13 protein-coding genes and 1 riboswitch are annotated in these 22,517 nt (G+C 54.8%); of the genes, 8 read left to right on the top strand and 5 right to left on the bottom strand.

The window, feature by feature from the left end; genetic code table 11:
* Positions 1-148 precede the first annotated feature (148 nt).
* Positions 149-262: riboswitch (SAM riboswitch) on the bottom strand.
* 361 nt (positions 263-623) lie between these two features.
* A complete protein-coding gene (locus EU557_RS07910; protein ID WP_135529857.1) occupies positions 624-926 on the bottom strand; it encodes a LysM peptidoglycan-binding domain-containing protein in 303 nt (100 codons plus the stop codon).
* Between the two features lie 230 nt (positions 927-1,156).
* On the opposite strand from EU557_RS07910, the gene EU557_RS07905 reads away from it, so the two are divergent.
* From EU557_RS07905 to EU557_RS07895, 3 genes are all read left to right on the top strand, one after another.
* Positions 1,157-1,573 (top strand): lipocalin family protein, encoded by a 417-nt coding sequence (locus EU557_RS07905; RefSeq protein ID WP_135529856.1) that lies wholly within the window; start codon positions 1,157-1,159, stop codon positions 1,571-1,573.
* Positions 1,574-1,760: 187 nt separating this feature from the next.
* On the top strand, positions 1,761-3,218 hold the full coding sequence (locus EU557_RS07900) for an aldehyde dehydrogenase family protein (RefSeq protein WP_135529855.1): 1,458 nt from the start codon (positions 1,761-1,763) through the stop codon (positions 3,216-3,218).
* A 449-nt stretch (positions 3,219-3,667) separates the two neighbouring features.
* Positions 3,668-6,241 carry an erythromycin esterase family protein gene (locus EU557_RS07895; RefSeq protein WP_135529854.1) on the top strand — a complete coding sequence of 858 codons (2,574 nt, stop codon included), beginning with the start codon at positions 3,668-3,670 and terminating at the stop codon, positions 6,239-6,241.
* Here EU557_RS07895 and EU557_RS07890 read toward each other — a convergent pair.
* On the bottom strand, positions 6,228-7,313 hold the full coding sequence (locus EU557_RS07890; protein WP_135529853.1) for a lysylphosphatidylglycerol synthase transmembrane domain-containing protein: 1,086 nt from the start codon (positions 7,311-7,313) through the stop codon (positions 6,228-6,230). The two genes, EU557_RS07895 and EU557_RS07890, sit on opposite strands and share 14 nt — an antisense overlap.
* 275 nt (positions 7,314-7,588) lie before the next feature.
* On the opposite strand from EU557_RS07890, the gene dxs reads away from it, so the two are divergent.
* A complete protein-coding gene (dxs, locus tag EU557_RS07885) occupies positions 7,589-9,532 on the top strand; it encodes a 1-deoxy-D-xylulose-5-phosphate synthase (protein ID WP_135529852.1) in 1,944 nt (647 codons plus the stop codon).
* Between the two features lie 115 nt (positions 9,533-9,647).
* Here the strand turns inward: dxs and EU557_RS07880 are convergent, their stop codons facing one another.
* Positions 9,648-13,130, bottom strand: a complete 3,483-nt coding sequence (locus EU557_RS07880; RefSeq protein WP_167855123.1) for a PAS domain S-box protein — start codon at positions 13,128-13,130, stop codon at positions 9,648-9,650.
* Positions 13,131-13,411: 281 nt separating this feature from the next.
* On the opposite strand from EU557_RS07880, the gene EU557_RS07875 reads away from it, so the two are divergent.
* From EU557_RS07875 to EU557_RS07860, 3 genes are all read left to right on the top strand, one after another.
* Positions 13,412-13,960, top strand: a complete 549-nt coding sequence (locus EU557_RS07875) for a YceI family protein (protein ID WP_135529850.1) — start codon at positions 13,412-13,414, stop codon at positions 13,958-13,960.
* Positions 13,961-15,572: 1,612 nt separating this feature from the next.
* The gene (locus EU557_RS07865; RefSeq protein WP_135529848.1) at positions 15,573-17,009 is read left to right on the top strand and encodes an Ig-like domain-containing protein; all 1,437 of its coding nucleotides are present in this window, start codon (positions 15,573-15,575) and stop codon (positions 17,007-17,009) included.
* Positions 17,010-17,141: 132 nt separating this feature from the next.
* The gene (locus EU557_RS07860) at positions 17,142-17,894 is read left to right on the top strand and encodes an alpha/beta fold hydrolase (RefSeq protein WP_135529847.1); all 753 of its coding nucleotides are present in this window, start codon (positions 17,142-17,144) and stop codon (positions 17,892-17,894) included.
* A 66-nt stretch (positions 17,895-17,960) separates the two neighbouring features.
* On the opposite strand, the gene EU557_RS07855 is transcribed toward EU557_RS07860, so the two are convergent.
* Complete coding sequence (locus EU557_RS07855; protein WP_135529846.1) at positions 17,961-18,461, bottom strand: peptidase associated/transthyretin-like domain-containing protein; 501 nt, start codon at positions 18,459-18,461, stop codon at positions 17,961-17,963.
* Positions 18,462-18,581: 120 nt separating this feature from the next.
* Positions 18,582-19,580, bottom strand: a complete 999-nt coding sequence (locus EU557_RS07850) for an aspartate-semialdehyde dehydrogenase (RefSeq protein ID WP_135529845.1) — start codon at positions 19,578-19,580, stop codon at positions 18,582-18,584.
* A 169-nt stretch (positions 19,581-19,749) separates the two neighbouring features.
* Between EU557_RS07850 and EU557_RS07845 the strand changes: the two genes are divergently transcribed.
* Positions 19,750-22,350, top strand: a complete 2,601-nt coding sequence (locus EU557_RS07845; protein ID WP_135529844.1) for a lamin tail domain-containing protein — start codon at positions 19,750-19,752, stop codon at positions 22,348-22,350.
* Positions 22,351-22,517 lie beyond the last annotated feature (167 nt).

Below are 22,517 nucleotides of genomic sequence, written 5' to 3'. Positions count from 1 at the left end.
CAGCGCATTCGCATTCGCGCGGCAACGTGAGCAGCCACCAGTGCGGTGGGGGCAACACAAAAAACCATCGGCGAGGCGGCATGCAGCAAGGCAGCCGGGGCAGATGGGTTCACAAGGGCGAAAGCGAGGGTGTTTTCCATGGCACTCTGAGTTATATGCCCCGCCAGCAAAAGCTTGGTCGGGCAGGAATTGGCACCTTTCGCGCGGTCGAAGGTTGCCAGCGGGTCAGGGAGCCTGTTCTCTCGCCGCTTCTGTATAAATCCTATGAAAACTACTCTGCCGCGAGCAGAGGAGTACCGTGTTGGTGTTGCAAATGTATAGCCGGTTTTGATATCTGCAATAGATTGGCCAAATATTTTTTTGCGACAGGTGGTAGTGGCCTAGGTCTGCCATTGAATAATAGCAGTATTCTATAAGTGGTTAAAAATGAGCTTAAATAGATAGCAGCAACCATTTGATAGGCCTAGGCAATGGACAGGTTCGGCAGTTGTAGCAGTAGCGTGCTTTCAGATAATCCGTCAATAAATTTTTGAAAGCACCCGGAGGATGTAGCCCTTAGCGAACAAAAAAAGCCGCCTTATGACAAGGCGGCTTTTTGTATAATTCTAATGAGACGGAGTGGCCTACAGCTTGGGCAGCGTCAGGATCTGGCCTACCTCAATATGGTCGGGGTTGGAGCCGATAGTGCTCTTGTTGGCATCGTAAATCTGGTGCCATTTGGCAGCATCGCCATAGTGGTTTTTGGCGATTTTCGAGAGCGAGTCGCCGCTTACTACGGTATACGTTTCGCCTTGGGCAGCAGCGGGCTGAGCAGCCGCTTGGTTGGTGTTGCCGAAGAAATCCGTGGCGCCGCCAGCAGCTGGCTTGTTAGCGGGTTCTACAGGTTTTTTATCGCCGTCGTTGGAAAGGAAATCAAACAGTCCCATATCTACATGTAAGTTAAAAGTGAGGGAGAAAGAGCCGGTTATCAGACAGATGCAGTGCACCGGTACAAGCGTCTTACGCTGAGGGTCGCAATAAGTTGTACAACTACGGATGAGGTAAAATCCTAGGTAAACATCTTGGTAAGGGCTACCGTAGAAGCGCTGTAACTGAACTTTCTCCATGGGCTCTGCAGTAAGTGCTGCTGGCCTTTTTCATCCATCTCCCTATTCTCATGAAAACTCAATCTATCACCCTGCGCTACCTGGCCAGCCTGCTCATGCTGCTCGCCATCTTCACCACCTCGTGCGGCAGCAAAGAAGGCAAAGTAGAAGGTGTAAACATGCTCTACGGCAAAGACAGCAAAATCTGGAAAACCGATAAAGAGCTTGACGCCACCGGCGATAAAGTGAAGCAAACCGATGCTCAGGAAGACGAGCGCATCACGTTCTTCGCCAATGGTCAGTACAATATGACTTCGCCTGCTGGCGCGGTAAACGGCAAATATGCCTTCGACCAAACGGCTAAAACCATCACCATGACCCCCGAGGGCGCCGCCGAGAGCAGCACCTTCAACGTAGTAACCCTCACCGACGACAAGCTGACGCTGAAAAGCCCGGCTGGCGCTGAGTTGCGCCTCGAAAAGGAGTAGCCGCGAGCTAGTCTGAAAAACACAAAAAAGCCTTCCTACTCAACAGTAGGAAGGCTTTTTTGTGTTTTATGTAGCTGAGCAGGAGGGAGGTTTTGCCAAATGACTGGTTGTTACTCAAATCTATTCTTTCACCTGCACGCAGCCGGCGAAAAACTTGCCGCTGCATACCTTCCTTTCCCCTCCTGCTATGGAACGCTACAACAATCTCGACAAACAGTACATCAATGGCCATTGGAAAGATGGCAGCGAAGACGACCACATCCAGGACATCAACCCCTTCGACAATTCCGTGTTGCTTGATATTAAGTGCGCTGGCCTAGGCGAGCTGGATGAGGCCTACGAGGCTGCTCACCAGGCCGCTAAAACCTGGAGCGCCACCCTGCCCCAGGAGCGCCGCGACATCTTGCTGAAAGCCGCAGCCATTCTAGAGGCCCGCAAAGACGAGTTTGCCGAATGGATTGCCAAAGAAGCGGGCGGTGCCCACGCCAAAGGGGAAGTAGAAGTGATGCTGGCCCGCGAGGTTATTCTGGAAGCCTCTTCGTTTCCCAGCCGCATGCACGGCCAAATTCTGGCTTCCAGCACGCCAGGCAAAGAAAGCCGGGTGTACCGCAAGCCGCTGGGCGTAATTGGCATTATCAGCCCCTGGAACTTCCCAGTCCACCTTTCCATGCGCTCTATTGCACCGGCTCTGGGCTGCGGCAACACCATTGTAGTAAAGCCAGCCTCACAAACGCCCGCTACAGGCGGTACGCTGCTGGCTAAGCTGTTTGAGGAGGCGGGGCTGCCGGCCGGCGTATTCAACGTGGTAGTAGGCAAGTCGTCGGTTATTGGCGACCCATTTGTGCAGCATCCCATTCCCAAGATGATATCCTTTACGGGCTCCACGCCGGTAGGCCAGAACATTGGTAAGCTGGCCGGGGAAGGCCTGAAAAAAGTAGCACTGGAGCTGGGCGGCAACAACGTGTTCATTGTGCTGGAAGACGCCGATATCGATAGGGCCGTGGCGGGCGGCATGATGGGCAAATTCATGCACCAGGGCCAGATTTGCATGGCCATAAACCGCTTCCTAGTGCACGAAAAGGTGTATGATGAGTTCCGCGACAAGCTGGTGGCCCGCACCAAGGAGCTAAAGGTGGGCGACCCACTACAGCGCGAAACCGACATCGGTCCTCTCATTGATGAGAAGCAAGTAAAGCGCATTCAGAAGGATGTGGAGGAGAGTATTGCCCAAGGTGCCAAGCTGGAGTTTGGCGGCCAAGCCGAGGGCGCGGTGCTCTACCCCACGGTACTCTCGCAGGTGCGCAACGATATGCCCATCGCCCAAAATGAAATATTTGGCCCCGTGGCCGCTCTCATTCCCTTCAAGGACGACGAGGAAATGCTGCGTTTGGCCAACGAGCTAAACTTTGGCCTGAGCGGCGCCCTGCACACCCGCAACGTGGAGCGCGGCGTGCAGCTGGCCCGGCAGGTAGAAACCGGCATGATTCACGTGAACGACCAAAGCGTAAACGACGAGCCTAACGCGCCCTTCGGCGGCGAAAAGGAATCGGGCATGGGCCGCTTCGGGGGCGAGTGGGTGATTGAGGAAATGACCCGAGTGCAGTGGGTAACCGTGCAGCACACCCCACGGGAGTACCCCATTTAACCAATGTGTTACGGAGAGTCTGACCAAAAAACAGGTTGCTCCTAACCTAGCTGTTATGTCGAGCTTGCCGAGGCAGCTCGTGTGCTTATGTTAATCCTCAATAGCACGTCATCCTGACGCAGGAAGGATCTTCTCACAGCAGCACGAGGCGCTAGGCCAGTCGTTCTATCGTGACAAGATCCTTCCTGCGTCAGGATGACGTGCTCGTTGGCTGTTCTAGGCCAGTTGGGTACCACTTCAGCGTCAGCACGCGAGATACCTCGGATCCGCTCGACATGACAGGCTAGATTTTCTCACAGACTCAATTAATAAGCAAAAGGCCCGTTCTCTAGAGCGGGCCTTTTGCTTTGGATATTGGGAAAACGATATAGCTTGCCGCCGTAACTATATAGTATTAGTAGCTAGATTTTTATGTCAGAGAATTTGCGGTGGCTGGTAACCAGCTGTATATGCTTGCTGCTAGGCCTCCAGACTGGCCTAGGCCAAACCAGCATCGCGGGGCAAAGTGGCTTGGTAGTGCATCCTATCCGCATCCTATCCGCAGCAGTAGTGCCGCCGACACCAGCTTTGCCGATTTAGAATTTCTGAGTCAGGAAATAGGTTCGGCGCGGGTAGTACTGTTGGGTGAGCCGAGCCATGGAGAGGGCAACGTGTTTGAAGCCAAGGCGCGACTAGTGCGGTTCCTGCAGCAACGCATGGGCTTTACTACCCTGGGGATGGAAAGCGGCTTTTACGAAATGCACAAGGCGCAGCAGCAAATAGCTGCCGGTGTACCCGCCCAGGAAGCGTTGCAAAACAGTGTATTCGGCATCTGGACCTTCACTCAGGAATTTCAGCCGGTGGAGGAACTGGTAGCGGCGCGCAAGCTGCGCGTTATGGGCTTCGATCCGCAATTAACAGGCAGTTACGGCGAGGAGCTGGTGGATGACCTAGAGGTGTTTCTGGAACCAAACAAAGCCAGTGCCGCCATCAACTACGACTACCTGGATGAGGTGCTAAACTTCATGCAGCACTTCAATGGGTTTCCGGCCGGGCATACGCTGGCAGAGTGGGAGAAAAACCTGAAGCTAGCTGACCGCCTGCTGGCTGCTGCTACTCCCAGCCGGTGGGCGGAGGCGGAGCACTGGCGCCAAACCCTGCGCGGACTGCAAGCTTTGGCGCGCGACTACGTGCAGAACGACCCCTCGGTAAAGGACCGTGAAACCTTTGAAGCCCGCGACAATAACCCCCGCGACGCGCAAATGGCCGATCATCTGTTGTGGTATCTGCGGCAGCACCCTCAGGAGAAAATTATTTGCTGGGGCGCCACAGCACACTTCAGCAACCAAACGCAACTCATCGACAACGCCGAAATGCAGGCGTTTCGGCCCATGGGCTGGCACGTAAAGAAAGCGCTTGGCGAGCAGGCCTACATCCTGGGCACTGCCACTGCGGGCGGCAGCTACGGCGCCATTGGTGAGCCGGGTAAGGCCATTCCGGCGCCTCCGGTGAGTAGTCTGGAAGCGCGCCTGGACAGCCTGGGCCCCGAAATGTTGTTTCTCAATCTCCGGCAAAACTTCGGTAACAGTCACTTCAAGGCTTACTCTATTCTGGAATACACGCCTTTCATAGCCGAATGGGCGCAGGTAGTGGATGGGGTACTCTTTATGAAGACCACTAGGCCACCCCGGCCACGCCAGCTGCACCCTGCGGATGATGCCGCCTCACCCGTGGCGAGTGAGCCCGCAACCCGACCGGGCCAGCCCACTGAAAAAACTGTGAGCCAGCCCCCGCTAGTGTTGCGACAGGCTACCGCTAGGGCGGCCAGCTTAACAGTGAAAGGCAGAGTGACCGACCAGAAAACCCGCGGCCCGGTACCCTTTGCCTCAGTGGCTTTACTTGGCCTAGGCCTGGGCGTAATGGCTGATGAACAAGGGAATTTTAGCTTGACCATACCCCGTACTGCCCTCGGAGCAACCATACAGGTGTCAAGCGTGGGGTATGCTACGGCTACTGCTGCGGCCAATGCGCAACCTATTGCCGTAGCCTTAGCGCCCCAGGCCTATGTGCTCCGTGACGTACAGGTGAAAGGAGAGTCACTGGACCCGCGCCGGATTATGAAGAAGGTGCTGGCAGCCATTCCTGCTAATTATGAGCAGAACGACTATATGGCGCAGCTATACACCCATCGGCGCGTCAGCAACTTCGATACGCTCCAACATGAGATAGAATATACAAGTCAAATTTTTGAGCCAGCGGGCCATAAGCACTTTGCCGGGGGCTTTTTGATGCTGGAGTTGGGGCAGCAGCACCGAGTGCAGGAGGCCCAGGTGCTGGTAAACTCGAAGGCGCCGCTTGGTCGCTACGGGTGGTCGGAAGGCGGGCAAGGGTTTTATGCTTCTACCGCCGACCCGGTGCGCATTTCGCCGCTCTTCAAACGCGGGTCCCTGAGCAAGTTTGCCTGGCACCTCGATAGCGTGCAGGAAGGCCCCGAAACAGTGTATATCATCAGTTTCGCGGCCAAGCGTGCCAATCACCGCAGCACGGGCACCTACTTAAACTCTGGCTTCTCTGGGCGACTATATGTGCAGCAGCGTGATTATGCTGTGGTGCGGTACGAGGCCTTGTGGCAGGGCGATACAGTGCAGCAAAATGCGGTGGCGCACAAGTACTATGGCCGCCAAAACCAAATAGCCCGTCTCTACACCAACGTGTATACTGATCTGCGCACGGCACACGTGGTGACGTACCAAAAAGCCGCTAGTGGGCGCTACCATGTGGCTACCAGTGTAGGGCAAGCAGTTAGCGTGGGTCGGGTGCTAGGCCAAAAGCCTTTCTACTACCAAAAAGCCTGCGAGCAATATTTTAGTGTGCTCCCCGCTGGCACTCAGCTACCGCCGCTTGCCATAACCATTGATCCGCGATTAAAGGACAGCGAGATATATCTGCTCAACCACACTGAGTACCGGCCGGAGTTCTGGCGAACCTACCAGCGGCCTACCCCAGCGGAGCCGGCCCCTACACTCAACGCTACGAAGCCATAATCTCCTCGGCCTCTTTCTTACCGAAAATGCGCGTAATCCAGCGGGGCAGGAAGATGGCGCCCAGCACCAAGTAGAGGTAATACGTAACAATGCGGTAGAGCAGCACCATGAAATTGGTCATGGTGGGCGTGCCGATGAACTTGCCGAAGAAGGTAGGGAAGGCGCCCTCTGCAATGCCGGCCCCACCTGGCGTAATGGCAATCAGCAGGATAACTTTATAGGTGAGGTTGCGGCCAAAAATCAGCCAGAACTCTGCCCACGTGACATCAATAAATGCCGAAATCAGGCAGCCAATAACCAGGTAGCGCGCCGTCCAGACGAAGGCCGTGCTGAGGGCGGCGCGCAGCCAGTAGGCCACCCCATTGCCGCGTAACTGGGCAGAGGCCAGTACCAGCTCATTGCCGTGTTGGTAGGCTTTGTTGCGCCAGCGCCGCAGGCCCGCAATGGAAAACAGCCGGATAAACAGGCGGCGCACCGACTTAGGATTCACGAAGATGGCGTACACCATCAGAAAGGCGTAGGCCGACACGAACACGTAGCTCGCAATAAACGCCACCCGTAGCGTGGCCACTAGGCCACCTTGCAGGGCCTCGTGGGGGTAGAGCGCATCGCCCCCAATGAGTACCACCAAAGGCACTGCCAGCACATAATATAGGTTGTCGAGCATGGCCGTGGCCATGATGTAGGCCACTGACTTGCCCAGCGGAATGCCCTCTTTGTGCAGCAGTACCGGCGCAACGGCCGTTCCACCCACCGCCGACGGCAGCACGCACGACGAGAACTCCCAGATCATAATCACGTCGAGGCTGGCGCGCCAGCTCAGCACTTTCTGGGTGAGGTAACGGATGCGGTATACGTAGCCGGCGTCGCGGGCCACCAGCACCACGGCCATAATCAGGAGCCACACGGGCTTGGCATTGGCCAGCGGGGCTAGGTCGCCGGGCTTATAGCTGCGCCAGAACATGAAGCCCACCACGCTCAGCCCAATGAGTACCGGCAGAATGATGCGAGAAGGACGGAGCTTGTGGAGCAGCTGCTGTTCCTCGTTCTGCGGTTCCGTGAGCTGGGGCATGGACAAAAGGAAATAGGTGGGCGGGTAAAGGTACGGATTAGTGAAGGCGAGGATATTAAAGAGCCGTTAATTGACGGCCAGCTGATGAATGTCATGAACTAGCACGGTGAATTCTGTCTTCCCACAATGACATAACCTTGGTGTCTTGCTACGAACCGGTCGAGCGGAAAACCCGTACCTTTGCCTGTTGTACGCAGCTGGGGTTCGGTAGATGCTAACCTTTTACCTAACCTTACTGTTGAACTGCTATATATCCCCCTTTTGCCCTTGCCCTTATGATTGTCGAACCTGGTGAATTGCTGGCGGCTATTGACTCGCCCAACGACCTGAAAAAACTCAGTCCGGACCAATTGGTGCAACTGAGCCAGGAGTTGCGACAATTTATTATCGATTCAGTTTCGATTTACGGGGGCCACTTCGGGGCTTCCCTAGGCGTCGTGGAGCTGACGGTAGCTTTACACTACGTCTTCAACACGCCCTACGACCAGCTGGTGTGGGACGTAGGCCACCAGGCCTACGGCCACAAAATCCTGACCGGCCGCCGCGACCGGTTCCCGACTAACCGCCGCTATAATGGCATGTCGGGCTTCCCCAAGCGCAGCGAGAGTGAGTACGATGCCTTCGGCGTAGGCCACAGCAGCACCAGCATTGGCGCGGCCCTGGGCATGGCTGTGGCTTCGGACTACAAGGGCGAGTTCGACCGCCAGCACATTGCCGTGATTGGTGATGGCGCCATGACGGCCGGCATGGCCTTCGAGGCCCTGAACCACGCGGGCGTAGAGAAGTCCAACCTGCTGGTTATCCTCAACGATAACTGCATGAGCATCGACCCCAACGTGGGCGCGCTCAAAGAATACCTCACCGACATTACTACCTCCCGTACCTATAATAAGGTGCGCGACGAGCTGTGGAATGTACTGGGCAAGCTCTCAAAGTTTGGCCCAAACCCCCAGCAGATTGCCCGCCGCGTAGAGCAGGCCATGAAAGCCACGCTCCTAAAGCAAGGCAACCTGTTTGAGGCCCTGAACTTCCGCTACTTCGGCCCCGTGGATGGCCACGATGTGCAGCACCTGGCCACCATCCTCAACGACCTCAAGAGCATTCCCGGCCCCAAGCTCCTGCACTGCGTAACGGTGAAGGGCAAAGGCTACGCTCTGGCCGAGAAAGACCAGACCTTGTGGCACGCTCCCGGCCTGTTTGATAAAGTAACCGGCGAAATTCACAAGAAGACCTACGACAAACCCCAGGCACCTAAGTACCAGGATGTGTTTGGCGAAACGCTGGTAGAGCTAGCGGAGCAGAACGACAAAATCATGGGCGTGACGCCGGCCATGCCCTCGGGCTCGTCGCTGAACATCATGATGAAGGCCATGCCCGACCGCGCCTTCGACGTGGGCATTGCCGAGCAGCACGCGGTAACCTTCTCCGCTGGCTTGGCCACGCAGGGGCTTATACCGTTCTGCAACATCTACTCGTCGTTTATGCAGCGGGCCTACGACCAAGTGGTGCACGACGTGGCCCTGCAGAATCTGCACGTAGTTTTCTGCCTCGACCGCGCTGGTTTTGCCGGCGCCGACGGCCCCACCCACCACGGCTGCTACGACTTGGCCTACATGCGCTGCATTCCTAACATGGTGGTTTCGGCGCCCATGAACGAGGAAGAACTGCGCAACCTGATGTATACGGCTACCCTGCCCGAAAACGCCGGGGCCTTCAGCATCCGCTACCCCCGCGGCGAAGGCGTGATGCCCGAGTGGCGCAAGCCCCTCAAGAAGCTTACCATCGGCACGGGCCGCGTGGTGCGCGAAGGTGAGGGTGTAGCAGTACTCAGCATTGGCCACATTGGCAACTACGCCGTGAAAGCTACCCAGAAGCTTGCGGCAGAAGGCCTCAACCCCGGCCATTACGACATGCGCTTCTGCAAGCCCCTCGACGAGGAAATGCTGCACAACATTGCGCGCCAGTACAAAGCCATTGTAACCGTAGAAGATGGCTGTCTGCCTGGTGGCTTCGGGGCCGCTGTGCTGGAGTTCCTCGCCGACCACGGCTATAGCCTCCCCGTCAAGCGCCTCGGCATTCCCGACCGCATTGTGGAGCATGGCACTCAGGATGAGCTTTATAAGGAGTGCGGCTTCGATGCCGATGGCATTGCCGCCGCCCTCCGCGAAATGGCTGGTAAAGTGGTAGCCAAAGCTCCCGTAGAAACGGTGCTACTGTAAGCTGCTAGGCCAGTATAAGGTATAGAAAAGCCCCGCCGGATTTGTCCGGTGGGGCTTTTTTGTTGCTCATAATAGCAAGATAGCTAGAAGCAGAAAGTGTAGAGGCCTAGCAGACTTATTCCAGCTCTGTCCGCAGCGTGTGCAGCTCCTGGGTCATTTGCTCCGTCAGCTGTTGGAGCAGCTTGGTGGCCTCGGCTACCATGCTTGGGATGATGGTATCGTCGAAGGCGGCGTGCCAAGAGTCTAGGGTAGTAATAAGAGGCAGCATACGGTGCACCTGCAGATGCTCTAGGCTGGGCTTGAGCTTGTGAGTGGCGGCACGCAGCTCTACTACATCGTGGGCGGCGGTAGCGGCTTGAAGCTCCTGTATAGCCTCCGCGCAGCTTTCAATGAAAGATTCCAGCATGAGTACCGTGAAGGAGGCGTCGCCCTGCCCAATCTTACGCACGATATCCAAATTATAAAAAGGCTGGGTGTCGGCCTCTTCGGGTGCGGTGCTGGGGGCGGCAACTGTTAGCAATGCCTCTTGAGCAGCTTCTGGCAATATCCAGCGGCAAAGCATTTTCAGCAGGTCGTCTTCCTGGAAAGGTTTCGGCAGATAGTCGTTCATGCCTGCTTCCAAACACTTTTCCCGCTCTCCTTTGATGGCATTGGCGGTAAGCGCAATAATGGGCGTGGTAAAGTGCAGCTGCTGGCGCAGATGGGCGGTGGCTTCTAGGCCATTCATGATGGGCATCTGCACGTCCATGAGCACCGCCGCGAAGGACTGCTGCCGGGCCAGCTCCACAGCTATTACCCCGTTCTCGGCTTCCACTACCTCAAGGCCCGCGTTATGCAGAAAGCCTTTGGCAATCTGCCGGTTGAAGTTGTTGTCCTCTACCAGCAGAATCCGTTGGTTGCGGAGCTGCTCCCGAATGCTGGCCGTGACCAACGTTTTCTGGGGCAGATCATTGGGGGTGCCAACGAGCAAGCGCAACGTAAAATAGCTGTGCGTGCCTTCGTGCTTCTGGCTGTCGATGCTGATTTCCCCGCCCATCAGGTGCACCAGCTGGCGGCTGATGCTGAGGCCTAGGCCAGTGCCGCCGAACCGACGGGTAACGGAGGAGTCTTCCTGGCTGAACTCTTTGAAGATGTCAACCAAGTATTCCGCATCAATACCAATACCCGTGTCAGCTACTAGAAAGCGCAGGTCCACGTAGTCGTCAGTGGCTTGCTCCAGCGTGCAGGAAACGGTAACGGACCCCTTCTCGGTGAACTTGACGGAATTGCCGGCTAGGTTAAGCAGCACTTGCGTGATGCGGTACGGGTCGCCGAGCAGCACCGCAGGAATGCGCTCATCTGCCTGGGTATGGAAGGAGAGGCCTTTTTCTTCGGCCTTGAAGTGCAGGCTCTTTTCAATTTGATGCAGCAGGCCCGTCATGCTGAAGCCAATATGCTCAATGAGCAGCTGGCTAGCCCCTATTTTCGACAGGTCCAGAATGTCGTTGAGAATTACCAGCAGATTTTCGCCGGAAGTAGCAATGGCCCGCAGATACGTGTGTTGGTCTTCGCTGAGCGGCGTTTTGGCCAGCAACTGTCCCATACCCAATATAGCATTCATGGGCGTCCGAATTTCGTGGCTCATGTTGGCCAAGAACAGCTCTTTCGCCCGCGCCGATTCCTCCGCTTGCTCCTTGGCTTTACGCAGGTGTGTTTCAAGTTGCTTCTGGTGGGTAATATCCAGGAAAATCCCAATGCTGCCGTACACCTGGCGGTCATCGCTATAGAGGGGGGCGGCACTCACCAGCAGCCATTTTGCCTCCCCATTGTTCGCGCTGATGGGCAACTCGTAGGTTTCTGATATACCCTGCATTCTGAGAGTGTTGCGCTCCTCCATCTTGGCTATTTGCTCGGGGCTGAGCATCCGCGTCATCATCAGCTCACTGTCGAACTCATGGCTACAGTATCCTGTGATGTCGCGGAAGGTCTGGTTCGTGAACAGCACCCGGTTGTCGAGGTCCATTTCGACTAGGCCTAGGTTCATGTTTTCAATGATACCCCGGTACTTCTCTTCGCGGCGGCGCAGGGCGTCTTCGCTGCTCTTACGCTCCGTAATATCCTGGAACTTCCACAGGTGCCCAATGTAACGGTCGGCTTCAAATATGGGCACGAAGTCGCCTTGCGCCGTACGCCCATCAGCTAGTTCAAACAGCTCCGCCGTAACCAGTTCTCGCTTGCGTACGATGGCCTCGTAACGTTCCATAAACGCCTCCGGATTCCGAAAATGGTGCTTAATGGTTTGGCTGAGCAAGCTCGTGTCGTAGCCAATAAGCTGAGCCGGCGTGATGCCGAGGGTGAAAATGCGACAAAGAGCATCATTGGCCAGCACCACGCGCTGGTGCTCATCCTCCAGCATAATACCTTCCTGGAAGTTGGCAATAGTGGTGGAGAAGCGTAGCATGCTGGCTTCTAGTGCGGCAGCAGCCTGCTTAAAGGCCGAGATATCCGTATGGACCCCCGTCATAATGAGAGGCTGGCCTTGGTCGTCGCGTTGTGTAACCAGCCCGCGGGTGAGCACCCATTTGTACTCCCCATTGCGGCAGCGCAACCGACGCTCTACGGAGTAAATCGGAACCTCACCACGCAAGTAGGTAGCGGCAGCTTCTAGGCTTGGGTCGTGGTCGTCGGGGTGAACGTGATGCAGCCAGGAATTGGGCATCGCCCCCGCCTCGGTGTTGGCATAGCCCAGCATCTCATAATAGGCATTGGAGAAGTACTCTTCACCAGTCTGGTAGTTGAATTCCCAGGCGCCATCCCCGAACCGCTCCATAGCCAAGCGCCACCGCTGCTCGTTGGCCTGCACAGTTTCTTCGGCCTGCTTCAGAGCAGTTATGTCGGTGAGGAGTCCGCTGTAAAGTCGGCCCTCCGAGCTAGACTCTACTAACTGAGCGCTGCCCCGAAACCAGCGGACTGGCTGGCCTGGCACCACAAAGCGCCCCTCGAATGTCCATTCTGCATCGTGCAGGTGGGTGCGGCGCAAGGACTCCTGCCACTGAGGCTGGTCGTCGGGGTGCACAAAGCCCATTATCCCGTCGGCTTGCTCAGGAGTTATGCCAAAAATGCTCTGGAGCTGAGGGCTAATGTAGCTGAGGCCTGATGGGCCAGAATTCATCTGGCGCCATTGAAATAATACACCTGGTACATGCTCCGTGAGGTAGCGAAAACGCTCCTCCTGCTCCAGGGCGGCTTCTTGCCGTGTCGTAATATCCTCTAGCAGGCCTAGAAGAGAGCCGGCTGGTGAGTAGGGTTGTAGCTTTAAGTGCACCCATACGCGCTGGCCATCGGCCCGCCACAGGGGCACGTCAAAGCGTAATGGCTGGGTCACTTGCAGCAGTTGGCGGAGCTCTTTGGCGGGAACTCCACTCTCTGCTAGTGCTCCAATCAGCAAGTCAGGCGCCTGCTCGAAGCTTCCATAGCCGGTGAGCTGCTGAAAGCCGGAGTTTACCCAAGTTAGCTCGCCTTCAGCCGTTAGTAGAACTACAGCATCAAAGACTTCTTCCAGTAAAGCAAAGTCGGGTTTTCCGGTTTCAGGCGGAGAGCTGACAGTGGTTGACTTCACAGAAAAATCAAATGACAGGTGAAAAGCGGCATCGCGCTGATATATATAGTCAAGTAAGTTACTAAATACTGCCGCCCCAACAAGGCAAGCCCTAATGCCTTCCGCTGCAAAAGGAGGCTCAGGTATAGGAAAAGGGAACTGAAAAGAAAAAATAATTGATGTACGTACATCAATTAATCTTCGAAGCTGTATATTTGCATAGCAATTCACACCTAATTGCTGTGCAGCTTTTCGGCTACACCCTCAATAAGTCCAAAACCACTTTACTTTTTTCTTGCCTTATGGCTACTACCACTTGGGTTATTGACCCCACACATTCCGAGGTTCAGTTCAAGATCAAGCACTTGGTAATCTCTACCGTTACTGGCTCATTCAAGAAGTTTGAAGGCAAAGCTGTAACGGAGAACCACAGCTTCGAAGGTGCCCAAATTACCTTCGCCCTAGACGTGAACAGTATCGATACTAACCAGGAGCAGCGCGATGAGCACCTGCGCAACAACGATTTCTTCGATGTGGCTGCTTACCCTCAAATCACCTTCACTTCTACTTCGCTTACCAAAGTAGATGATGACGAGTACAAATTGGTAGGAAACCTAACCGTGAAGGACGTAACCAAGCCCGTAACGCTGAATGTAGAGTACGGCGGCACCGCTACCGACTTCTACGGCAATGAGAAAGCGGGCTTCGAGATAACCGGCAAAATTAACCGCAAGGAGTTTGGCTTAACCTTCCACGCCGTAACCGAAGCCGGTTCCATCGTGCTCGGCGACGAGGTGAAATTGTCGGCCAGCGTGCAATTAGTAAAGCAAGCCCAGGAAGTAGTGGCCTAGTCACTTCTTACCGAGCAATTACACCAAGAGCCAACGCCCACATGGGGCGTTGGCTCTTGGTGTTTTAGAGGTGAGTAGATACACCTTCTTCGCAGTGGCGACGAATGACTTTCAAAATACGCTGCTAAATCTCACTCATGACATGGTCGGTGCAAAGGACGGCGTAGGGGTTGAGCCGGGTGCTCAGGCGCGGCTGACTGTAAAGTACCAGACGGTTGCGGCTAAGTCTGGCATCTTCCAACTTATAGGTCCCACTTACACATCAAAGAACCTACTACCGCTACGTGCTCATCAAAGCCGGTAGTATCAGATTAAATGTGACGCTTGTAATTGTTATAAAAATTACGTGGGTTTGGGTGTAGATTGGTTAAGCGCTCATTTCACATATTATAGATAATTGAGCATTATTTTTATTTAAATGCGTCGAGTGAAAAATTATACTTTTTCATTAAGATGAAATTTTAATGAGGGAAATTAGAGTGGGAGCAGTAACAGAATATTAATCAGTAAATTTGGTTTGAATCGTGCTCTAATAGCTTCTAATGAAGTCATTAAGTGCATAGTGCGTTGCTTTAGATCACGCTTGTTCAAATGATATTGAATAGGCTAAAATAAACTTGGCACTACACAGGGTATTAACGACAGTTCACAACACGATCTGAGCTTATGTTACTGACTGTGTGTAGCTGTTGTCGCAATCGTCTATAAAAAAAGTCACAAAATAATTGGCTGATGCCATTATTTTTCAACTAGTATCCATGAGTCATAGATTCTTAGATGCTACTCCTGCTCCGCGCTTTATCTGCCCTCTTATCTGGCTACGCTAGAAGGGGATTCCGCTTTCTTCCTTTCCAAAAACTTCATGAAACACCAGTATACCTTCTGGAGTAGTATAGCTCTGCTCCTACTGTTATTGCCATTTGTTAGTAATGGGCAAGGCTGCGATAACAAAGTGACCATCTCGATTGGCGGTATTGGCGTACGCTCTACGCCAAACAGTACTACAGGGGCATTTGATTACTGCCCAAGTAGCGCTAGCAACTCAAATTCTATTGTAGCAAGTGGGTATTCTTCTACCCCTGGCTCAACTCTTACTTGGACAGCCAAGGATGCAGCTGGGAACATTACAGCTATTCCGGCTACCAGCACTACCGATAAAAATGGGACTTACAGCAGCATAAGCGTAAACCCTATAGTTAATACTACTTACACAGTTTCTTCTCAGAGCGGGTGTAAACCAAACGACCCGTCTACTGCCGCTTCAGCAGTTATTGCTCCTAGCCTGACCGTTTCATCCAGCGCTTCCTTAATATGCTCCGGTACGAGTACTACTTTAACCGCTACTGGATCAAATAGCGGGCAGTATACTTGGTCAGGGGATGGTATTGCCACCACTACCACCAGTGGCAGTTTAGAGGTAAGCCCCACCAAGACTACCACTTACACTGTAACTACTAATACTGCTTCGTGTGGTACATCTACGCAGCAGATAACGGTGAATGTTAAGGCTCTCACCGTTGCTCCAAGTGCTCCTGCAATCTGCTCCGGCCAGTCTATTAGCCTGGTTGCCAGCTATAGCGGCAGCTCCGTTACCAGCTACAAGTGGGAAAATGTGACTACCGGTGCTGTGTTGTCCTCTACTACGGCTACGCTTACAGTCGCTCCAGCTACAACAACACTCTATAAGGTTACTGCCGTTACTACCGACTGCTCTACCGTAACCCAGGAGGTCACGGTAGCGGTGCAGGCTCCTACCATTAGTGTCTCGCCCAGCAGCACTATCTGCTCAGGCTCATCTACCGTCCTGACGGCTAGCTCTGATAACCCTAGCACTACCTATCGGTGGGTAAACAAGAATGCCCCAGCCACCACCCTGAGTACTGCGGCCAGCTATACGGCATCGCCTGGGGCAACTACCACGTATCAGGTTATAGCTACTACTTGCGGCTCCAGCCAAACCACGGATGTAACTGTAACGGTTACCAACACGGCTACTCTGCAGATCAACCCTGCCGCACCAACCATTTGTGCCGGAAACAGCACTACGCTCACTGCCGTTTCTAACGTAAGTGGAGCAACCTACAAGTGGTATGAAGGAAGCACTTCCTCAACCGTTATTTCAACCAATTCTACTCTGACGGTAGCTCCTGCCAGCACCACCACCTACCGGGTTGAGGCAGTTACTTCCTGCGGTAGTACTACGCAAAGTGTAAGCGTAAGTGTAACGCCAGCGGTGGCCGTAACACCCGTTGCGGTTACAATCACCAAAGGAAGCACGGCCACTCTCACGGCCAGCGGCAGCGTGAATGGCGTGTATACGTGGACTGCCACGGCTAATGGTAAAACTACGCCTATTACATCAACCTCCGCAACGATTACCGTTGCTCCGGAAGCAGCTACCACCGTCTATACTGTAACCGGAACTAACACAAACAACTGCAGCAATACGGCGCAGGCCACTGTTACGATGCCCGGGGGTGTATTGCCCGTAGAACTCATCAACTTTACGGCAAAGTGGAACGGTAAGCATGTTCTGCTGAATTGGAGCACAGCTTCTGAGAAAAACAATGCTTACTTCGAGGTAGAGCGCAGCCTTGATGGAACTGCCTTTGAGGTGATTGAAAAACGGGTTGGTGCTGGCACTACCTCTACCTTCACGAGCTATCAGTTCTCCGATGTGAGCGTAGCGCAGTTGGCTACCAGCTTGGTATATTATCGCCTGCGTCAGGTGGATATTACTGGAGAGGCCACGTACTCCATGATACGGGCAGTGCAGGTTACTAATCCTAGCAATGTGTTCAAGGTTGGGGTTTTTCCAAACCCTTACGAGCAAACTCTGGCGGTACAGTTTACCACTCAGCAGGCTGGGGCTGTCACGGTCACGCTTCGAAACATGCTAGGCCAGGTGGTGCTGTCGAAATCGTTAATTTCTGGTGTTGGAAATCAGGAACTCAGCTTGCCACAAGCTGCAAATCTGCCAAGTGGAGTGTATTACCTCACTATCCGGCAGGGCAGCCAGCAGCAAGTTGTAAAGGTTAGCCACCAGTAAAAATTTGCACTTACAGGCACAACAAAAAGCCCGAACCATGCATGGTTTGGGCTTTTTGTTGTGCCTGTAGTATCACGCAACTCCCTCCGCATATTCTTTACATTTGGCTTTTATCAAACTCAGCTAAGTAAGATGCCGCAGCCTACCATCCTGTTTCTACATGGCTTTGCCGAATCCCGCGCTATCTGGCAGGAGTTCACTCAGACCTTTCCTGCCCACTATCGGGTGCTAGCGCTAGACCTGCTAGGCCACGGGGCCAACACGGAAAACATCTCGGACTATTCTATGGAAGCGCAAGCGCACTACGTGGCCGAGCAGTTGCGGCAGGAAAGCATTGATGAGGTGTTGGTAGTGGGGCATAGTATGGGTGGCTACGTGGCCCTGGCTTTGGCTGAAGCGCACCCCGAATTTATAAGTGGCCTAGTGCTTTTTCACTCAACCGCCATGCCCGATACGGAGGAGAAGAAAGCAAACCGCGACAAAAATCAGGACTTCGTGCGGCGGCACGGGGTGCAGAAGTTTATGGGCTCATTCATTCGGCCGCTGTTTGCTCCCGCCAACCGCGACCAGCTGCAACAGGCGCAGGAGTTTCTGGAGGGCATTGGCAAGGCCACGCCCGAAGCTACCGTTTTGGGTGGCCTAGAGGCTATGAAAAACCGCCCCGACCGTACGGAAGTGCTGCGTACTGCGCAGTTCCCAGTGCTCTTTATCGGTGGTAAAGACGATGTAGCTGTGTCCGTCGAAAGCTTGTTGCCGCAATTGGCGCTGCCGGCGCAAAGCCACGCTCTGCTGTTGGCCGATGTAGGCCACCTCGGCTACCTGGAAAAGCCTGAGATAACGCGCCAGGCGGTACTGAATTTCGCGGAGCAGGTGTTGGCTAACTAGTAAGAAAAGGCGTAAAAAAAGCCCTCTGATGGGTTCAGAGGGCTTTTATTGCGAATGAAAGGCCGCTTACTGCACTGGCACCATTTTGTCGCGTAGGCTAGTAGGAACTTCCTCCACCGACATGATGCGCAGATTGGTTTTATCGGCGGGGTTGAAGCCTTGTGCGCTAGGAGCTAGTACTCCTTGCATATCGCGGCTGCTAATGCGGTACATAGCACCGGTGGCTGGGTCAACAATCAATAAACCAATTAAGCCACCGAACACGATGTTGCCAAAGTACCAGCCATTTAAGTCGGCTTCTAAGGTCATAACCTTGTCGTCGAAGCCTGGCTTGCTAAACTTTATCTGATAGCTGGCTTTAGAGAAGTAGCCGGCACCAGATTTCAGTGTCACGGCGGTCGGTGCTACGCCGGAAAACACCTCTTTGCCATTTTTGTCGGTGATGGTGACGTTGGCTCCTACAGGTACGCTGCTGATAGCAACAGGATAGCGGCTCTTACTTACAATTGAAGCGCAGCTGCCGAAGGCAAAAGTAGCCGCCAGGGCTAGGGGTAAAGTTAATTTCATATAGTAGAAAAAGGTATGAAGGGCACGCTAAACTCTAAGTGCTAAGGCTATAGCACAACTACGGTCCGAAGATATAGCGCTTCGGACCGTAGTTGCTGCTGACTATAAAAACATTTAAAATTATTCTTGTAGCAGGCCCATCTGCAGCATTTTTTCGGCAATCTGCACGGCGTTGGTAGCGGCCCCTTTGCGCAGGTTATCGGCCACTACCCACATGTTGAGGGTGCGGGGCTGCGTTTCGTCGCGGCGTAGGCGGCCTACCAGTACGGCGTCTTTGCCGTGAGCATCCTTGGGCATGGGGTATTGGTTCTGGCTGGGGTTGTCAACCACTTCTACGCCTTCAGTCTCGCGCAGAATACGGTACACATCTTCCAACTCAAATTCCTTTTCGAACTCCACGTTCAGGGCTTCGGAGTGGCCACCTACCACAGGAATGCGCACCGTGGTAGCCGTTACGCGGATGTTTTCGTCCCCCATAATTTTCTTGGTCTCCTTCACCATCTTCATCTCCTCCTTGGTGTAGCCGTTGTCCTCGAACACGTCGATGTGGGGCAGCACGTTCAGGTCGATGGGGTGGGGGTAGGCCTGGCTGGTGATTTCGCCGCCGGCACGCTCCTGCATGAGCTGGTCAACGGCCTTTTTGCCGGTGCCGGTTACGCTCTGGTAGGTGCTCACCACAATGCGCTGCACTTTGAAGTTCTCGTGCAGCTTGTTGAGAGCCACTACCATCTGAATGGTAGAGCAGTTAGGGTTGGCAATGATCTTGTCTTCAGCCGTCAGCTCTTTGGCGTTGATTTCGGGCACCACCAGCTTTTTGGTGGGATCCATGCGCCAAGCAGAGGAATTATCGATTACAACGGTGCCTACTTCGGCGAAGCGTGGGGCCTGCTCTTTAGAAATGGAGCCGCCGGCCGAAAAGATGGCCACGGCTGGGCGCGCCGCAATGGCGTCGTCCATGCTCACCACTTTGTATTTCTTGCCCTGAAATTCAATTTCCTGGCCTACCGATTTCTCGGATGCCACGGGCAGGAGTTCGGTGACCGGGAAATTGCGCTCGGCCAAGACTTTCAGCATTTCGCCCCCGACCAGGCCGGTGGCACCTACTACGGCTACTTTCATGAGTTTAGGTGTTTTACGAAAGCAAATGTACGGCGCGAAATTCTGGTTATATTTCCTTCCTGATTATAGAATTCCAAGCCTCTAGAACTTTTCAGTGGCCTCCTAGGCCACTAAAGTCCAGAGAGGCTGGCAATCTACCCCGGCGCGTAAGCTATTCAGTCTATTTTTCGTGAAGAAATGGTTACTCCTGCCGCTGCTTTTAAGCGCGGTTCCCGCTACGGCGCAACTAGTTGATACGTTTGCTGATGGCAACTTTACCCAAGATCCTGTCTGGGCTGGTGATGTAGCCTCGTTTCAAGTAAACGCCGCCCAACAGCTCCAAACCAATGGGCCCGCCGTTATTGGTACGGCGCTGCACTTGGTTACGCCTTGTGCGGCCACCACGGGCACTACTTGGGAGTTTTGGGCCAATCTGAAGCTGGCTACCAGCAGTGGCAACTACGCCGATGTGTGGCTAATGGCCGACCAAGCTGACCTGAAAGCCACGAGCACTAAAGGCTATTTCGTGCGCCTAGGTGGCGCGGCCGATAAGGTGTCGCTCTTTCGCAAAGATGCTACGGGTAGCCCAGTGTATGTAATCAATGGCCTAGATGGCACGCTGAAGTCAACAAACAACAATGTGGTGCGGGTACGCGTGACGCGCACTACGCAAAACGAGTGGAAGCTAGAGCGTGACTTGGCCGGTGGAGTGGCGTATGTAAGCGAAGGCACGGGCACTGATGCCACCCATCAGCGCAGCGCTTATTGCGGGGTGTACGCAACCTACTCGTCGGCCAATAGCAAGGCATTTTACTTCGACGATTTTCGGGTGACGGATGCCACGCCGCCCATGCTGGTAAAGGCCACCGTGCCCTCGGCCCAACAACTAGATCTGGTCTTCAATGAGGCAGTGGCGCTAGGCCAGGCGGTGAGCAATTACCGGCTAACGACGGGCCAAGCCGCCATTGAGGCCCAGCGCGATGCCACTGACCCGACTGTAGTGCACGTAACGTTTGCGGCCGATTTGCCCCTGGGCACCGTGACCGTAGAAGCCCGCAACGTAACCGATGCATACGGCAATGTAGCAGCCGGTCCGGTTACAGCTACGGTGCAGAACAACGGGTTTCCGGTGACGCCAAAACTCAACCAACTGCTCATCACCGAGGTTATGGCTGATGAAACACCAGTGGTAGGCCTGCCCGCCTCCGAGTTCGTGGAAATTCATAACCCTTCCGCTACCGCCTTGCTGGATCTGGCGGGAGTACGCCTCCTGAAGCCGGGCAGCAACACTGCTGCCGTGTTTCCGACGGGGGCAGTGCTGCTACCCGGCGAGTATGCCGTGGTGTGCGGTAGCACCCGGGCTGCACAATTTGTGGCCTACGGTAAGGTGTTTGGGCTGAGTAATTTTCCTAGCCTCACTAACTCCGCCGATCAACTAATACTGCGTGGCAAGGACGGCCGCACCTTGTTTGAAGTCAGCTACTCCGACACCTGGTATAAGGATACTCGCAAGAAGGATGGCAGCTGGACGCTGGAAATGCGAGACGCCTCTAATCCCTGCCAAGGAGGAGAGAACTGGTTGGCTAGCCTTGACCCTAGCGGCGGCACGCCTGGGCGGCGCAACTCCGTGCAGGCGGCCAACCCCGACCGTGAGGCCCCCAAGCTGCTGCGGGCATTGGCGTTGTCAGCTACCTCGGTGCGACTGATTTTTGGGGAGAAGCTGGATAGCACGGCGGCTGCTACGCCGGCGCTGTACACGCTAGGCCAGGGCCCAGCTATCACGCGGGCAGCTCCTGTTGGGCCAGATTTCCGGCAGGTAGACCTTGTATTGGGCGCTGCACTCACGGCCAACCAGCCAGTGACAGTTACCGTGCAACGGGCCGTAGACTGCGCCGGTAATGCGGCGGGCCCGGCTACCTCAGCCACGTTTGCTTTGCCGGTGCCCGTAAGCCCGGGCGATGTGGTGGTGAATGAAATTTTATTCAACCCGCGCTCAGGGGGAGTTGACTTTGTGGAGTTACTGAACCGCTCAACCAACTACGTGGATATGCGCGGCTGGCAGCTGGGTGGGCCGAAAACGGATGGCTCACTGGCCTGGGAGCTAATCAGCGCGGAGCCGTGCTTGCTGAGGCCTGGGCAGTTAGTGGTGCTGACCACCCAGCCAGAGGTAGTGCAAACACAGTATTCCACGAATGACCCGGCAGCTTTTCTGGCGTTGTCAGCCCTGCCCTCTTACCCTGATGCCGCTGGCCTAGTGGTGGTAGCTGATGCGCTGGGGCAGGAGCTTGACCGCTACGCGTACACCGAAAAGCAGCACCTCGCCCTCTTGGATTCGAGGGATGGAGTGTCGTTGGAGCGAATCAGGGCCACGGGGCCGAGCTTACCGGTGAACTTTCACTCGGCAGCCAGCAGTGTGGGCTATGCTACGCCGGGCCGCCCAAACTCACAGCAGCAGGCTGACCCCACGGGCACGGGCATCCTCACCCTGGAGCCAGAGCTGTTCACGCCAGATGACGACGGGCAGCAGGATTTCACCACCCTCAGCTACCAGCTGGATAAGCCCGGATACGCTGGCTCGGTAACTATTTATGATGCCCAGGGCCGCCTTGTGCGCCGGCTGGTGCGCAACGAAACGCTGCCTACCAAAGGCTTCTGGCGGTGGGATGGCCTCAACGATCAGAACCAAAAAGCTGCCGTGGGCTACTACGTGCTGCTGGTAGAGCTATTCCGGGCTAATGGCGGCGAAAAGCACGAATACCGTAAGACCGTGGTAGTAGGCACCCGGTTCTGAGAGCAGGCAGTGGCCTAGAGTCGGTGCTGAAAGCAGCGCTGAAAGGCCCGCTACCAGCTCGTATTTGTTTGGCTTTTTGGGAGGCGAGAACAAGGAATTTGCAAGCAAAAAGCTGCAGCTCAGCTATATCCTTTGAATTTAGAGGGCGTAAGAACAGGCATTCGTTC

The organism is Hymenobacter wooponensis, assembly GCF_004745865.1.
Lineage (GTDB): Bacteria > Bacteroidota > Bacteroidia > Cytophagales > Hymenobacteraceae > Hymenobacter > Hymenobacter wooponensis.
The sequence above is the reverse complement of the archived record's forward strand: the minus strand, read 5'-3'. Positions and strand labels throughout refer to the sequence as shown.